Genomic DNA, 17,307 nt, shown 5'->3' on the forward strand with positions numbered 1-17,307 from the left:
TCTTATTTATGAAAATCTTTTTCCGATAACAGGGATTTTCTTTAAATCTTGTTTATGAATAGCTTTCATCAGCCATAGTAGAAGGAAGTAAAGAGCTCCACCAACTACGATTGCGACAGTAAGATAGCCCATTGCCGACATTCTTGACCAATGTGTAAAGTCAAGCCAAAGTGTTGGTAATCCAACTGCTGCTCCCATTACAATGGAAGACACAATCATTTTCACCGTATCTTTTCCAAGGACAGTAAAGCGAATCATACGATAAATGAAGACAGAATTCACAATAAATAACACAAAATACACTAGTAAGGTTGCATAGGCAGCACCATCTAAACCAAATGCCTGAATGAGGAAGATGTTAGAAAACACCTTAAGGACAACACCGCTCAAAATAATGAGAGCTCCTGTTTTGGCAGCATTCATACCCTGTAGAATACCTGTTCCAAGCAAGGTCAGTGATGTAAAGACAGAGCTTAGATTGATGATGGCTAACATTAAGCTTCCCTCTAAGTCTTTAAAAAGAGCTAGATTTAAAGGCAAGGTTAAGGCTAGTAGCCCAATCGCAGCTGGCCATGAAATAAGGTGTGTCATACGATGAGTTTGCTCAATAATAGTGCGTGTTTCATCCAATTTACGCTCAGCTAGCTTCGTTGTAATCAACGGCACAAGCGGCAAGATAATTGAAGAAGCAAAAACAGTCGTAATTTGAACTAATGTTAGTCCTCGACCATAAATACCATAAAGGTAGCTAATTTCACTCGCATCTGCACCAGCACTTCTTAAGCCATATGTAACCGTAAAGGAATCAACAAAGTTAAAGAGTGCCATTGTCACAGAACCGATCGCAATGGGAATCGAAATTTTTAAAATGGTTTTACTGTATTGAGAGAAATCCTTACCAGAATATTTCTCCTTACTCGTCACTTTTACAGAAGAACGGAAATATTTAAAGAGTAAATAGAAAAGTGATCCGAGGGCTCCTAATACAGAGCCTGCCATAATTCCACCAGCTACGATATCATTTGAATAATCCATTGCTACGAGGAAATACGCTACAATTAAAATTAACGCAACACGTACTAACTGCTCAATCACTTGAGAGATGGCAGTAGGGCGCATATCCCCAAAACCTTGGAAAAATCCACGATAGACAGCCATATAAGGAGCTACCAGTAATGTAAGGGCAACAATAATTAAGGCAATCTCTGTGGAGGGCCCACCAAGTGCATTCGCTATCTGCTCTGAAAAGCCGTAAATGATTGTAAAACTAATGACGCCAAAGGATAATGCAAGGATTCTTGCAGTCACATAAATTTTCTTAATTTTGGCAGTATCATGACTCGTCCTAGCTTCCGCAATCAGCTTAGAAATAGCGATAGGGATACCCGCAACGGATAAATATAGTGCTACCATATAAACAGGATAGACAAGACTAAAAATACCAAGTACTTCATCACCAGCAATATTTTGAAGTGGTATACGGAAGATACTACCGATTACTTTTGAAAGTAAAGTGGCAATCGTTAGGATGAGTGTGCTTTTAACAAATGTTGACTGACTCATTTTGTTTTGCCCTGACCTTTAAGCTTTAATGCAAATACTTTTAAAGCAAAGCGAGGGAGTACAAGCATTCTGCCAAATCGACTTGGCTGGCGTAACAGTCGATAGAGCCATTCAAGATTTAACTTTTGCCAAAGTACTGGTGCACGTTTTACAGTACCAGCGATGACATCGAAGGAGCCGCCTACGCCGATAAATACACCCTTTGAAAATTTTTCAAGGTTTTCGGTTATCCATTTTTCCTGTCTTGGTACACCTAATGCCACAAATACAAGATCAGGCTGTAAAGTTGCAATTTCATTTGCAAAATCATTATTATGCCAGTCGAAGTAGCCATCATGATAGCCAACAACATCAACGTTTGGATAGTTCTTATGAATATTGGCAACCGTCTTTTCGATAGTTTCCTTTTGCGCACCTAATAAATAGATTTTAAAGTGCTTTTGCTGACCAACTTCCAACAGACGTACCATCGTATCATAGCCAGTTACACGCTCAGGAAGTGAATCACCAAGGATTTGTGCAGCCTTAACGACACCAATGCCATCTGCACAAATGTAAGTTGCCTGCTTTAAGTAATTCATGACAGTTGGATTTTCATTTGCCTGCATGACAACTTCAGGATTGGCTGTCACAACGAAAGTTTTTTCTTGCTGTTCAATACGATTAACGAGTAAATCAACAAACCCTTGCTGACCAATATGTAAAAAGGGTACGCCCATAATCGTTACATGCCTCATATAGTGTTCAAACCTTTCTGTAATTCCATTTTCACTGCAATCTATCATACCACAAAAGCAATATTGACAGGAAATTTTCGATAATGGGTTTAACGATGATTACCTAAAGTATAGCTCTGTTCAGTAACGATTTTTACATTGTCCTATTAAGCTTTTTTAGGACACTATTTCGACGCAGAATTTACTAAATTTTAGGGGGATAGTTTGAAAATTATATCCTAAAATTTCGAGTTTCTTCTATTATATAGCGCTTTCATCTCGGTGATAAAAAGAGATGAACAAAAAGAGTGCGAATCATCATCGCACTCTTTTTTTGCGCATCCTATTAAAATCATTTTTTTACAATATAATCACCATGTACCCAGCCTGTTTTTCCATTGTAAAGCACCTGATACCAGGCACCATTTTTTATGAATTCACCTTTATCGTCTACAGCCCCGATAATAAAGCCATTTGGTTTAACAGTACCTAAAATAGCACTTGTCGTAGATGGTTCGCTTCGAACATTAAGTGTAATATTCATATTAACAATTTGTAAGCCATTTTCAAGACTTACATAATCATCAATCACCCAGCCCTCTTGTCCATTGACATTTACTTTCAACCAACCACCATTTTCACCAAGAACTTTAAAGGAGGTATCCTTTGGCAAATTCGTCATAATCGAAGCATTATCTGCTGTATTCGGATACGTTCTCATATTGAGATTAATCGTCGTCTTCCCAGTTGCTCCAGCTAACCCTAAATCCAATGCGTATTGCTTCGATGGACTCGGTAATGAAGGAGCGGAAGATTGGCTTTGATAGGCAGGCACATCAAACACTAGATTTGTTGTCGTATGAGCACCAATTAATTCATAAATATCATAGATCTTTTTCGCTTGAATGACAGCCCACATCACATGTGTTGCATACTGGTGAACTGTCGGATTATCAGGATTCCAACGCATTTTATAGAGCGTATCCTGACCCCTGCTAATATACTGATCCTTGACAAATTGGGCACCTCCGATAATGGCATCCTGAATAGTAAACCAGCCATTTGTATAAGCGCGCTCCGCACCATACTTATTAGCATCTGCATCAATAGCGCCAATACCGTAAGCATTGTAGGTTGTCTTAATAGCAGTTAATTTATCACGATTTTCTGGTGTTGCTACCATCGGCTTGCCATTTGTATCTAAGCCAACCTCGATCCCTTTAATTAGTGCAGAACCACCATTCGCTGTTTCATGTAAGGCATGGGAGACTAAATAAATAGCATTGATCTTATTGTCTACACCAGCTTGAATGAAGGCATCCGCTGTACCTGCTAAGCTTCCTTTATTGGCAAGTACTTTATCATTTAGCTCTTTTGCACTCAGATTATTGACGACAGTAGATAATTTTAGGAATTGATAATAAGATGGGCTATCCTGCATAAAGCTTTTTGGGTGTACATAGTATGACACTAGTGCCTCGCTAGCCGTGAAATTGCCCGCACCATCGACCTTTGGATTATTCATGGTTTGTTTACTCACTACAGAGGAGTAATCATGTGAGTAATTCGTCGTCATATATTGCTTACCACCTGTCCCAGGCGCCTCTAAATGGATTAAACGATAGAGCACGGTAGCTGCCTCAGCGCGAGTTGTTTGAGCAAGAGGTGCAAATTGATTATTTGGCTTCCCAACAAGTAGTCCTGTTGTGACGACAGCTTGTACATCTGCATAGGCCCATTTGGCAATACGCGCACTATCACTAAAAGCAATAGGGGAGGAAGATGTATTGATGTTTTGATAAGTAAGAGCTCTTTTTAACATAGCCGCCATTTCCTGACGATTAATGTGGTTATTCGGATGGAACTTGCCTTGCTCGTCACCTTTAATTAGCCCGTGATAGCTTGCTTGTTCAACTACCCCATAATACCAGTCACCTTTTTTAACATCTGTAAAGGTTGCCTGACTAGAAGCTACTGGCAAGTTCAGTGTTCTAACAAGAAAGGCTGCAAATTCAGCACGAGTGACAGCATCATTCGGACGATAATGGCCGAATTCGTCACCCTTCATTAAATCGTTGGTAATAAGATAGTTCATTTCATGGTAGGCCCAGTGCTTCGAAATATCTTCTGCTGAAGCAGAAGTTGGCGCAAGATATAACATGCCTGCTAGCACGGCCCCGTAAAGAGGAAATTTACGTTTCATTTTTTAAGCTCCCTTCCATAGCTGATATGTTCTATCAAACTATCAAAAGTGTAGCATAAAAAGTGGCAATCTATTATTACAACATGGGGACATTATTTACTTAATAAAGAAGAAACTCATAAAGTTGGTGAGGAAGAGACAGAATTCGCTAAGAAACGCCTTCTATATTTCTGTTTCTTTACAATTATAACTAAAATATTACGGGAGTCTTTAATTTTTGACAATTTAGTAACCATTCCAGAAAATGCTTGGTTATTATTGAGAGTAAGGTATAATAGGTAACGGAACTATATGTTACCAATACATTTTAGACAATAAATAGATGGTAGCTTATTGGTATCTATTATATACCATAATAGGTATGGTAAAATAAGCTTTCATAACTAAATTTATGTCCCAGTGCTTGAATTTAGGAAAAGTTAGTGTTATATTATTGTAGAAAGTGAATAAACTTACTAGAATGGTATTCTACTACTCTTTTTCTAGTAAATTTACTAACAAATTTGCTTTAGTTTTGTATTATTCAAGAAAGCTATAATACATACATTTAGGTAACTAATAAGGCGGTACTATAGTTTTCGTTGGATTAATATCAATTTAAGGAATTTTAGGGAGGAATACATTAATGGCAAAGCAAAACAAAGGCCGTAAGTTTTTCGCGGCATCAGCAACAGCTGCATTAGTTGCATCAGCAATCGTTCCTGTAGCATCTGCTGCTCAATTAAATGACTACAACAAAATCTCAGGTTACGCGAAAGAAGCGGTTCAATCACTAGTTGACAACGGCGTAATCGAAGGTGATGCTAACGGAAACTTCAACCCACTAAAAACTATTTCTCGTGCAGAAGCTGCAACAATCTTCACAAAAGCATTAGAATTAGAAGCTGATGGATCTGTAGATTTCAAAGACGTTAAAACTGGCGCTTGGTACTACGATGCAATCGCAGCAGCTGTATCAAACGGAATTTTTGAAGGTGTTAGTGCAACTGAATTCGCACCTAACAAATCATTAACTCGTTCAGAAGCAGCTAAAATCCTAGTTGACGCTTTCGGTTTAGAAGGTAGCGAAAGCCTAAGCCAATTCGCTGATGCTTCTTCAGTAAAACCATGGGCTAAATCTTACCTAGAAACAGCTGTAGCTAACGGAATCTTCACTGGTTCTGAAACAAACGGTAAATTAAACCTTAACCCTAACGCATCAATCACTCGTCAAGACTTCGCAGTAGTATTCGCTCGTACGCTTGATCTAGCTGTTGAAACAGTTGACGCTTCAATCAAAGCTATCAACAACACAACTGTTGAAGTAACATTCGACGAAGAAGTGAATGTTGATGACGTAAAAGCTTCAAACTTCAAAATCGATGGTTTAGAAGTTAAAAACGCTTCTGTTAAACAAACAAACAAAAAAGTTGTTGTTTTAACTACTGAAGCTCAAACTGCTGACAAAGAATACGTTTTATCTTATAAAGAAGAAGAAATCGGTAAATTCAAAGGTATTGCAGCTGTAATCCCTACGAAAATCGATGTAACAACTACATCAGTACAAGGAGTTATTGGTAAAGAAGTAACTCTTAAAGCTCAAGTTACTGTAGCTGAAGGTCAATCTAAAGCTGGTATCCCAGTAACATTCAACATCGTAAGCGATAACGCTAACGTGAATGCTAAAATCGAAGTTGAAGCTTTAACTGATGAAAACGGTGTTGCTTCTTACTCTTACACTCGTTACTACGAGCACAACGATAACGTAGCAGCTTACGCTACTAGCAAATCTTCAGTTTCTTCTACTGGTAAAGTATACTGGGCTAACAAAATTCAATTAGCAGTTTCTGAAATCACAACTGGTAATGAATTAGCTAACAATACTAAAAAATCATACAAAGTAGTTGGCGCTAAAAACACAACTTACTATGTAGCAATTAAAGAAAACTTAGAAGTAAATCCAGATAAAATTGTTGACGTTAAAGTACAAGATCATAACAACAGTAACTTTGTAACTCCTTATGAGTTAACTACTGGTAAAGATGAATATGCTAAAGTACAAACAAACGCTAACGGTGAAGCAACATTTACTCTTTGGGGTTCTAACTTATCTGCAACACCTATCGTTTACTTACCATCATCAGTTAACAAAACTGTAACTGATTTATCTTACTCTAAACTTGCATTACAATCAGAAGCTCCAACAGTGAAATTCTCAAAAATCGATAAATTAGCGATTACTGTTGCTGCTGAAGGTACTGCAGAATCTGCAGAGTTCCTAGCAGAACCAAAAACTTACGATCAAAACTCTGTAGGTGGCCGTAACTACACTGTTACTGTAACAGACAAAGATGGTAAATTAGCACCTGAAGGTACAGTTGCATATGTAACATTTGAAGATGGTAACTTCAAAGGTGATGTTTACTTCTCAACTGCAAAAGAAAACTTTGTAAAAGTAACAGCAGATACTCCATACAAAGTAACTGTAGGTAAAGAAGGTAAAGCACAATTCCACGTAGCTGGTAAAGGTGCAACTACTTTCGCAAAACCAACTGTATTCCTAAATACATCTGGTGACAAACTAGCACTTGACAAAAACGATGTGCAAGCTGTAGCTGAAGTAACTTACTTCAAAGCACCAGTTGTGAATAATGCAAAATTAAAAGTAACTGATGAGTATGGTCGTACAATTTCATCTACAACTGCTGGTAAAGATGCGTTCTTCACTTACCAATCTGTAGACCAAAATGGATTTGACTACCGTCCAACAGGTTATAAAATTACAGGCGACACAACTCAATTAATTTGGGAAAAAGTAGTAGCTCCAGATGGTACAATTGCTTACATTCCTAAATACGTAACAGTTACAGGAGAAACAGTTTACGAATACAACTTAGCGTTTGATGTAACTTCTACATTTGGTAATGCAACTGTAAAAGATGCTTCTGGTAAAGTATTAGCTGCTTCTCAAAACTTAGGTAATACAAAAACTTACCAAGTAAAATCAGATGCATATGGTCAAGCAATTGTTCGCGTTACAACTGACACTGCTGATACAGTAAGTGTTAACGTAACAGGTGCAAGCAATATTCTTCCAACTCAAACTGCTTCTGTAACATTTACAAATTCATCAGTTGTACCTTCACTTTACACTGGTGTAGTAGATTCTTATGATTCTATTAAACGTACTCTTAAATTTGCAGGAAAAGATGCAGTATCATACGCTGGTGAGAAAGTTTACTACCGTAACCTAAACAACACTCCAATCGCAACTGCTGAAGACTTCGAAAAAGCTTTAGCAAATGCAACTGGTACTGTTCAAGTAACTTATGAAGTAAAAGATGGCGTAACAACATTCTACATCTACAGCGTGGCTACTACTGGTAACAAACCAGTTGATACAGCTGCAGCACAACCAGGTGCAGAAGCTTTAGCAACAGCTATTAAAAATGCAGAAAATGCTAACCTTAAAGAAGCTGATTACACTGCAGAATCTTGGAAAGTATATAACGATGCATTAGTAGCAGCAAAAGCTGTAGCTCCTACAGCAGCTGACTCTGTAAAAGCAGCAGCAGCAAAAGCTTTAAATGATGCTCGTACAGCACTTAAATCAGTTGTACCAGTTGGCGTAACAGCTATTACTTCTGCAACTGCTGTAGCTGACGAAACTTTCTTAGGTCAATTATTAGGAAACTTTGACTACACAGTAGCTGGTACAGTTGCTGACGTAAAAGCTACTTCTATTGAATTAGAACTTACTTTAGCAGACGATTCTGTAGTTGCTCGCACAGTAACTATTACTCCAGATGCAAGTGGTAAATTCACTGTTACATTCAGTGACAATGATTATGACCACAAAGTAAAAGCTATTAAAGCAAAAGGCACTGAAGGCGCAGCAACTAACGTAGAATTTAAATAGTTCATAGAAACTATTAATATCTGTATAGACCTAGATTAGAAAATCTAGGTCTATACTATAAGTTTGGGAGGAAATTATAGATGAAAAAGGGTAAAATTGTGAAATTCTCTGCAGCAACAATGGTTGCACTATCAGCAATCACTCCAGTAGCAGCATTTGCAAACGAAACTGAAACTACGGCTCCAGGTTTTTACACAGGAAGCACTTTTGTTCCAGTAGCTGACTTTGCAAAACTTTCAAAAACAGCTAAGAAAGCATTTTTAGCAGAAAATATTAAAGATAATGCATTAGTACTTGTTCAAAACGGTAAAGTTTATGACATGACTAAAGAAGAAATTCAAAATGCACCAGCTAGCGAAGTTGAAGGCTTGGGTAAAACTGTAGAAGAATACACTGCAGAAACTGGTAAAAAACTTACTCCTAACGGAATCGTTGACAATGAAGCAGGATTAACAGTTTCTTCTGTTAGTGCTATTGAAACAACATATGTTGAAGTTACATTCCCAGCAACAACTGATGAAGTTAAGGGTGCTACTGTTGAAGTTAAAGATAGCAAGGGTAATGTAATTGAAACAAAAGCTACAGATATCGCTAAAGGAGCAACATTTGCTCAATTTGATTTCGTTAAATCAATTACAGCAGATGACCAAAAAGGTGTTTGGACTGTAAACGGTGTTGAATATAGTTTTGTTGCTAAAGAGCAACTAGATAAAATTATTACTACAGCTGGTGGAACAAATAATGTTGCATTCCGAGATGCTCTAGATGCAGCTGCTATTAAAAATGTTGATAATGCATTTTTAGCAGATTATAAAACGGTAATCACTACTCCAGCAACTGCTCCAAAAACACTAGTTGACGTTCAAAAAATCGTTGACGATGTTAATGCTAAAAAAGCAGATTCAGATGCAGTGGTTAAACCTGTTCTAGATGCTAAAAACCAAATCGACCTTCTAAAAGCTTTAGAAGCAAACTTTGACCGTGTCAATAGAGACTGGATTGAATCTTATATTACTGCGGACGGTACAGTAAATCCAGGTATTGAAATTACAGTAGCTAACACACCGAATACTGTTCATCCTACAGCAGCAGCGGCTGTAACTCCAGTTACTGCTGAGGCTATTCAAGCAGCAATTGATGCTGTAAACTTAGTTAATATCGGAACTGCTGATTTAGCTGTTACTGGCGCTAACCTAAAAGCTTCTGAGCAAGCAAAAGTTACTGATTTAATTCAAGCATACCAAAAAGATGATGTAGCTCCAGCAAAAACTAAGGCTATCGCAATTAAAGCTTCTCAAGTTAAAGAAGCAGCATTAAAAGTTAAAGAAGCTGGAACACAAAACGCTGTATATACAGCGTTAGTTAACCTAGCAAATGTTGACTCTGATAACTTAAAAATTTCTGAGTTAAACTCTAAATTAACTTCATTCTATTATGACAAACAAGACACAAATAATGCTTCTTTAGACAAAACTACTGCGAATGTTAAGACACATGTAGTGGTTGCAGCTGACACGGCAGCTCTTTCAGCTGCTATGGGTGATGTTGTAACTGCAACAGGTAAAGTAGTTGGTAGCGATACTGCAGCAAACCTTGCAGAATTGAAAGCAGCATTACAAAAAGTTGCTGATTACACTAGCCATAAAACTGGTACTTCTAAATTTGATGTTAGCATTGTTAAAGAAGCAAACCTTGTGAAATATGCTACAGCATTCGATACTGCGGCAAAGATTACTGCAGCGAGTACAGTTGCTGATCTAGTTGCTAAAATTACACCAGTTAACTCAGCACAAGGTCTAGATGCAGCACTTGATACAATTAACGATACAAAATCTACAGCGGTACAAGTTGTTTCTGCTTTGACTGATATTGCGGTTGGAACTACTCTTACAACTGGTACTACAGATGCTGACTTTATTAATCTTTCTCCGCAAGCTAAGCTAGAAGTAGCAGAGTTTGTAATTGAAGCAAGACCAGCTTCAGGCTATCCTGACCTAGATGCAGTACTTACAGCTGCTGATGGAACAGGTGCACTTGAAACTGCAATTTCTGACCATGCAACTCAAGTTGCTAAATTTAATGCGATTGCAGATTTAGCATCTGCTACAACTTCAGCTACTAAAGGTGAACTTGATAAATATGCTTATGACGCATATATGGCTCTAACTCCATCACAAAAAATTGCTGTAGCTGAGGAAATCAACAAGTTAGTACATGTTGATAAAGATGGTAAAGAAACTTCATATGATTTCTCTGGAGCTGATGCAGTTAAAACATTGAAAGCTGCAAATGATATTATTGATGCTGCAATTGCAAAGATTACTGCTCAATAATCCTGCTTAGAATGTATTAATCTACTGAAGTAGATTATCAGGAAGAAAGGACTAGCCTATGGGTTGGTTCTTTCTTTTTTGCTTAGTAAAATAGATTAGAAAAATATGAAGAATTAATTTAAATAGAAAGTTTATATTATTGAAGAATTATAAATAAAGCCTTGTTTATTTATGTTAGCTCGTTTATTGCTGCAATTTTTAAAATGGTAATATGTTGAAAAATAGCTCGATCTATGTAGATATTTATTTAATCTAGAACAAATTCCTTTATAATAGAAAGGAGCAAGAGGAGGTTTATGAAAATGAAATTTGATGCTCTACCTGGAACAGTTGCAACTAATGAAGAATTCGCTGTACCTGAGATTTTAAACGCAGGACAATTTATTGAAGCTGTAAATGAAATGGCTCTATACCAACAATTATCTAAACAATTAAGTGAATTAGAAGTAGTGGTTGATTATAAGACTTTACAAGTGAAAAGTATTAAAGTACAAGTTGAAAAAATGATAATTAGTTTAGATGAAAAAGAAGAATTATTAATGCGTTGTGATTGGTTGATAACAATGAAGGACATCGAAGGACGTTTAGATCAGCTGACTACACTAGAGGTAATAAAGGCTAATCATGCAAAACTATCACGTGTACAAACTTGTCCGTTGAAAAAGGAATTGCAACAGAAACTAGAAGCACTAGAAGCGCAATTAACACCGGTTGTAAAACAGCTTTCATCGAAGGAAGCACTAGTAGAGGCTATTTTTGCGACAGGAAATGAATCGTTCATTAACCTAGGTAGTGCTGGACGTAACTATGTTGTAGAGGAAGTAGTAAAAGGTGATGGCAAAGTAGAAACAGCGATTGCCAAAGTAAAAGAATTAGAGGCATCTGTACAAGCTGCAAAGCAATCAGGTTCTGTAGTGTTACTTCGCCAAGCTCTGCAAACATTGCCTCTACATAACTTTAAAACTATCCCTGTGGAATATGAAGAAGAGGTGCTTCAAACGCTTCTCAACAATGCCAACTGGAATGGACTATTCCAATTGGATCTTCAAATTAAACATACAGCCGCGCAAGTACATCGTAAGCATAATCCAGTACAAGAAGGTGCGATGACAACGCTTGTGATAGATAAAAAGGTGATGGAACAACTAGGTGTACAACAACTGTAATGGTTGGAAAATCAAATATTTATTATACCCTTGAATAAGCTCAAATGACTAACTGATGGTCATTTGGGCTTTTTGTATTTTTAAACCTTCAAGAAAGTAATTCTCTAAAAAACAGATAAAGCAATGAGTAAGTCTAATGTATTCTCTGATAAATTTGCTAGATTAATTATTATCATCCCAAATAAAAAATTTATACGCTCATTGCCAATGATTTGGATTATAATGAAAATATATACTGTATAGGAGGAATTTAAATTGAAAAATATGTTAAGAATTATAGTGGTTGCTGTACTACTATTTAGTATTTCTTTATCAGCACCTGTAAAAGAAAATGCCTTGGCAAGTGAGAAAAATGTCGTGGCTGGTTTCTATATTAAGAATGAGTTGGTCTATAATTTAAAAGATTTCCAAGCATCTTCTAAAAAGGATAAAAAGAAAATTATCAAAGACGTATTTGGCTATCAAACCTATTTAGTGATGGGTAATCAAGTATATGATTTTCAAGCAGCAGCTAAATTGCCAGCGGGCCAAAATCCTAAAGGTGTTTCTGTTAGTGAGTATGAAAAAGTAAATGGAGAATTAAAGCAACCAAATACTACTACAACGTTTACAATCCTTTCTATTGAGTAGTTAATACTTAAATTATATTGTGCATTATAGCTCTAATAAAATTAATAGAGAAGACCACTGTAGTAAAAAGCGAAAACTCCTCATATGTTTTGTTTGAGCAACAGAACGGTTGAAGTGTTTTCGTCTTTTCTGTCTTAAGACAAGATTTTCAAAAATTTAGTTGAAATAATTAATAGTTCCTGAATTTACTAAACTATTCATAGTAAATCTTTTATTTCTACTTTAAATGAATATAGACTGAATAATATCAATGAATGGAGATGTTTGAGTGAAAAAAACTATTCAATTAATGGGATGCCTACTATTTTTATTATGTTTTACTAAAACCGTTTATGCTAGCGATACAGAATGGATAGCTAAAACAAATATAAATGTCGAAAAAGAATGGACCATTACTTTTAATGAGCCAATTGATGTTTCTACTGTAAGTAATGACACTTTCTATATTGTTGATACGAATGGTAATCGTTATGAAAGCTTAGTAGTATCTTTAGATGAATACCGTGTATTAGTCACACCAATTAATCAAGGCTATAATCCTAATACTACATATTCACTAATTGTTAATAATGTTAAAAATTTTAAAGGTAAATCATTAGAAGGTAAAGTTAAGATGAACTTTACAACGGAATCATTTTTTACAAATGAATTATCCAGTTCAGAGTATCTTCTTCTTGCAAAAGAAGTTCAATTAAAAATTGATAAAATAAAAATTTATTATCCTATTGGAAGATTAAGTGATTATGAATTCAAACGTTCTTATAACAAGCTATTGAAAGAAATTAAACTATTAAAAGAAAATATCGCTTTATATGAATTGGATAATTCATATGAAGGTAAGTTGAATTTAAAAAATGCTAAAGAACAGCTTGGAAAAGTGAAGAGTGAGTTAGATGATTTTCTTATAGCGAGAAGAGCGCAGTTACAACTAAGATCATTGGAAAATATTCTAATCGAATACACTGCAAAATATGATAATGATAATAATCATTCCATTATTGATAAAAAAATAACAGAGATACATAGACAATTTCCAGTAGGTGATTATTCAGATTATGAATATGAAAAACTTATAAAAGAAAAGTCAGCTGAAATTTCGACAACAAATTATAATATTTCTATCTTGGCTCTTGATACATCTGCAAAAGCAGATAAGAAAAGAAAAGAACTACAAGCTCAATTAGCAGAACTTGAGTTAGATTTGGAGGAGATTAGAACTAAGAGAAGTGCACAATTACGAATCCGCTCTCTTGAAAGTCTTAGGGACTAGGGAAGAACTCCAATAATAAAACGAGGTTTAACTTTACAATAACTGTCTATTTTTGGACAGTTATTGTTTTATATGATTTTAAGGAATCTCTAGATTTAAAATCTTACTTATTATATACATACATGAGTGGTAATTATATTCGATTTAATCTTACTTTTTAGCTTTATGAACTATATTATTTTACCGATAAAAATATATAACTGGGATTAGTATATTCATTTTCAATAGATAAAATCAGAAAATTAAGGCATTTGTTTTATAACTTAAAGGAGGATACTTCCATTGAATAAACGAAAATTAGCACTATCTGTCTTTATGGCTGTACCAATTGTAGCAGTATCAGTAGTTCATCCTATAGAGAGTCTTGCCGAAAATCAGGATTGGGTTAGTGAAGAAAGTGGATTAATCGCGAATCCTGACATGAATGGTGTTAACGTTAATGTTTATAGCGATGTACAAGTATTAGCTGAAAGTGTACCAACTTTAACAGCAACGACTGTGCAAGAGCTTGCTGCGCTTATTGAGAGTGAAATGAATCAATTTCAGACAAATGTGTCTATCCAATACACGGGCGATAGCTCAATGATTATGGAACAAATCAATAGCATCATAAAAAACAACTTACATAACAATGATTATTTAAATGGAACAGTTGCAAGTTGGAAATATGGCTATAAGGGTACTGCTAATAATGTTGTCATTAGTATAAATTTCAACTATCATACGACAGCAGAGCAGGAGGCCTTTATTCAGTCAGAGGTGAGACGGATTGTACAAAAAGAAATTAATCCATCAATGTCTGATTTTGAAAAAGTAAAGGCTATCAATGATTATATTGTATTAAATTCAACATACTCCTATAATTCATCGACAACACCCCATGCAGCCTATGCCATTCTTAATGAAGGGAAAGGGGTATGTCAGGCATACGCACTACTAGCCTATCGTTTATTGCAAGAGGCTGGAATGGAAGTACGCTATGTTACGGGCTGGGCTGGTGAGGCACATGCATGGAATATCGTAAAGGTAGATGGTCAATGGTATCATCTAGATACAACTTGGAATGATCCAGTATTCTCCACAAGTGCGGGAGATATGTCTGATTATGTTAGCTATAAATACTTTTTAATCTCAGATAATGCTATTTTCCAAGACCATCAAATTGATGATTTAGGCTATCCAAGTGCAACAAGTGAGCGTTTTGTGGCAATGAGAAATGTAGAAAGCCCAATACAAATTAATAAAGTTTTATATTATCCAAATGGCGCTGACAACCAAAAATTATATAAGATCGATTTAGGGAATATGAATTTACAAGAAGAGAAGGTATCTGATACCCGTGTACAACATTTGTTTTATGCAAATGATTGGTTATATTTTAGTAACTATTCAAATGGTGGATATCTCTATAAAATGAAGGCTAATGGCTTAAATAGTACGATGCTTGCAAACAAACGAGTGACAAAGATAACACGTGAGGATAGCGATTTAGTAGCTTATAATAACAATGTTGAAATCTATCGTGAAAGACTACAAGAGAATCCTATTGATGATACGAAAATCAACCAAGTTACAGAATTGACGAATCAAATCGTATTTCTCAGCAAAGATTTTAAAATGAAGGCAGAGCAATTATTTTCATTATTTGGTGATCTCTCGCAATCTGAGCAATCCCGACTTTCAGATGGAGTACAGCAGCGCATTAAGCTCATACAAGAGAAGTATCAAAAAATGGAGTCACTTACCTTTAATGATACAACAGCTTGGATATCTGTGCCGAAGGTGAATGATGTAAAGAAGCCTTGGACAATTCAGTTAAGCCAAGAAGTGTTAAACACACCTGAAAACTTAAAGCACATTGTATTACTTGATATGTTTGGCGACCCAATAGATATTTCTGTTCGAATAGATGGCAAAAAAATTACGGTGACGCCAACAAACAATTATATAGAAGGTATCCCCTACACGCTTGTCATCAATTCCAAATTAAAAAACGCAAATAATCAAACGTTAGATAAAGGCATCCATTTACAATTTAACTATCAAAAATGATTGAATTAAGAGAGAACAAAAATAAGAGCTCCGTAGACCAATAAGTCACGAAGCTCTTATTTTTAATGAAACTATTGTAAAGTTACTCAATTCTGTTTCAAAGGAAATTAGTCCAATATCTTTGACTAATATTAGATAAGTGGATGAAGCGAAGTAAAATTTAATATTTTTATAATTATTAACCTTTTAATATTTTGTACCGTTTGTTCTTTGTGCTAAAAAGTGCATCCCTAATTTAGAGGCTCAGTTGTATAAGTTGTAACCTTCGTATCCTTCATTAATCAGATAGTAATAACCGATATATCCCAAAGTATGGAGCATATCGATTATTTTTTTAAAACGATTGGTTTCCTCATAATATACGACTTTAGAATGTGTTTGAGTGTTTTTATTCCAACTTTTCAATAGTTACTGTACTTGATTTTTTTGATTAGATGCCATTTTATTCATTACATTACTGAATCATATATCATTTCTGTACTTCGAATTCTTTAGACGAAACTTTGGCTCTAACGAACGGGCAATAAATGTAGCAAATTCTGCGCGTGTTAAAGCATTGTTTGGATAAAATTTACCTGATGCGGCTGTGATGTCATTCGAAACTAATGCCTGGATATGCTTATAATATGGATGTTTACTTGGGACATCAGAAAACGCCACTTTTGAAGTACCACTAAATTCAAACGCTTTCGTTAGAATAGCTGCAAATTCACCTCTAGTAACTGCTTTATCCCTATTAAAATTCTTTTCCTTTTTAAAAAACCCTTTTTCAGTGGTAATGGCTATAGCTGAGAAATCATAATCACTTTCATTTACATCGCTATACCCTGGGTTAGAGTAAGATTCATTTTCTAAACTTAATGCCTGAACTAATGCAAGGGCAACCTCATTTTTTGTCATTGTATTTGAAGGTGAAAAATGTGTGGCACCATAGTATATCTTTCCCTTGACAACTAATACAATGGGAGTGTGCATAAGCCCATTTTCAATCAAATACATAATTGTGTCATAATGTGGATCCCCTTTCTTTACATCCTCATATTTTTCGGATGCAAAACTGCTTGGTGCTACCAAGGTAATAGTTAATATAAATATTAACAAAGATAATAATATTTTTTTCACTGTGAATCCTCCAATATTTTTATATAAATAATACTATACAATTAGTATATTTCCAATTTGATTATTTTTTCCCATATACGATAAAAATAATCTATAAATAATATATCTACAACTTTTTTTGCATTGTAATTACATTTTTATGCAAGTGAAGTTAATATCCTACAAAGAACGTAATTAATCTCACTTTGATGCTTACCTTATATTTCAAGAGATTTCTGTGATAGCGGCAGAGTTTTTTGCTATCGCTAGTCTAAGGTATTAATAACGAACCAATTTTTTTCAACCCGTTCATATTGTCTCAATCAGTATAAACCTCGTCCACCCTAGCGAATTTTATGAAGACAACAATCCTCA

Annotated in this window: 10 protein-coding genes; 6 read left to right on the forward strand and 4 right to left on the reverse strand. The window is 35.4% G+C overall.

Annotated features, from left to right (window positions below; genetic code table 11):
* Window positions 1-6: 6 nt before the first annotated feature.
* From NY607_RS13015 to NY607_RS13025, 3 genes are all read right to left on the reverse strand, one after another.
* Entirely contained in the window at window positions 7-1,563 is a 1,557-nt protein-coding gene (locus NY607_RS13015) for a putative polysaccharide biosynthesis protein (protein WP_131520809.1), read from the reverse strand.
* Complete coding sequence (locus NY607_RS13020) at window positions 1,560-2,300, reverse strand: WecB/TagA/CpsF family glycosyltransferase (protein ID WP_259419830.1); 741 nt, start codon at window positions 2,298-2,300, stop codon at window positions 1,560-1,562. The genes NY607_RS13015 and NY607_RS13020 overlap by 4 nt, the downstream gene beginning before the upstream one ends.
* A gap of 331 nt (window positions 2,301-2,631) precedes the next feature.
* Entirely contained in the window at window positions 2,632-4,482 is a 1,851-nt protein-coding gene (locus tag NY607_RS13025; RefSeq protein ID WP_259419831.1) for an S-layer homology domain-containing protein, read from the reverse strand.
* Between the two features lie 625 nt (window positions 4,483-5,107).
* Between NY607_RS13025 and NY607_RS13030 the strand changes: the two genes are divergently transcribed.
* The 6 genes from NY607_RS13030 (at window position 5,108) to NY607_RS13055 (ending at window position 15,831) form a co-directional block, all read left to right on the forward strand.
* Window positions 5,108-8,380 carry an S-layer homology domain-containing protein gene (locus NY607_RS13030; RefSeq protein ID WP_259419832.1) on the forward strand — a complete coding sequence of 1,091 codons (3,273 nt, stop codon included), beginning with the start codon at window positions 5,108-5,110 and terminating at the stop codon, window positions 8,378-8,380.
* Window positions 8,381-8,460: 80 nt separating this feature from the next.
* On the forward strand, window positions 8,461-10,713 hold the full coding sequence (locus NY607_RS13035) for a hypothetical protein (RefSeq protein WP_259419833.1): 2,253 nt from the start codon (window positions 8,461-8,463) through the stop codon (window positions 10,711-10,713).
* A gap of 302 nt (window positions 10,714-11,015) precedes the next feature.
* Window positions 11,016-11,879: a hypothetical protein gene (locus tag NY607_RS13040; RefSeq protein ID WP_259419834.1), complete on the forward strand. Its 864-nt coding sequence runs from the start codon at window positions 11,016-11,018 to the stop codon at window positions 11,877-11,879.
* 255 nt (window positions 11,880-12,134) lie between these two features.
* The gene (locus tag NY607_RS13045; RefSeq protein ID WP_259419835.1) at window positions 12,135-12,509 is read left to right on the forward strand and encodes a hypothetical protein; all 375 of its coding nucleotides are present in this window, start codon (window positions 12,135-12,137) and stop codon (window positions 12,507-12,509) included.
* A gap of 268 nt (window positions 12,510-12,777) precedes the next feature.
* Window positions 12,778-13,779, forward strand: coding sequence for an Ig-like domain-containing domain (locus tag NY607_RS13050; RefSeq protein WP_259419836.1), 1,002 nt, complete (start codon window positions 12,778-12,780; stop codon window positions 13,777-13,779).
* 282 nt (window positions 13,780-14,061) lie between these two features.
* Complete coding sequence (locus NY607_RS13055; RefSeq protein WP_259419837.1) at window positions 14,062-15,831, forward strand: transglutaminase domain-containing protein; 1,770 nt, start codon at window positions 14,062-14,064, stop codon at window positions 15,829-15,831.
* A 462-nt stretch (window positions 15,832-16,293) separates the two neighbouring features.
* On the opposite strand, the gene NY607_RS13060 is transcribed toward NY607_RS13055, so the two are convergent.
* Window positions 16,294-16,953, reverse strand: a complete 660-nt coding sequence (locus NY607_RS13060; protein WP_259419838.1) for an S-layer homology domain-containing protein — start codon at window positions 16,951-16,953, stop codon at window positions 16,294-16,296.
* Window positions 16,954-17,307: the final 354 nt, after the last annotated feature.

Source organism: Lysinibacillus sp. A4 (assembly GCF_024919535.1).
GTDB classification, from domain to species: Bacteria; Bacillota; Bacilli; order Bacillales_A; family Planococcaceae; genus Lysinibacillus; species Lysinibacillus capsici.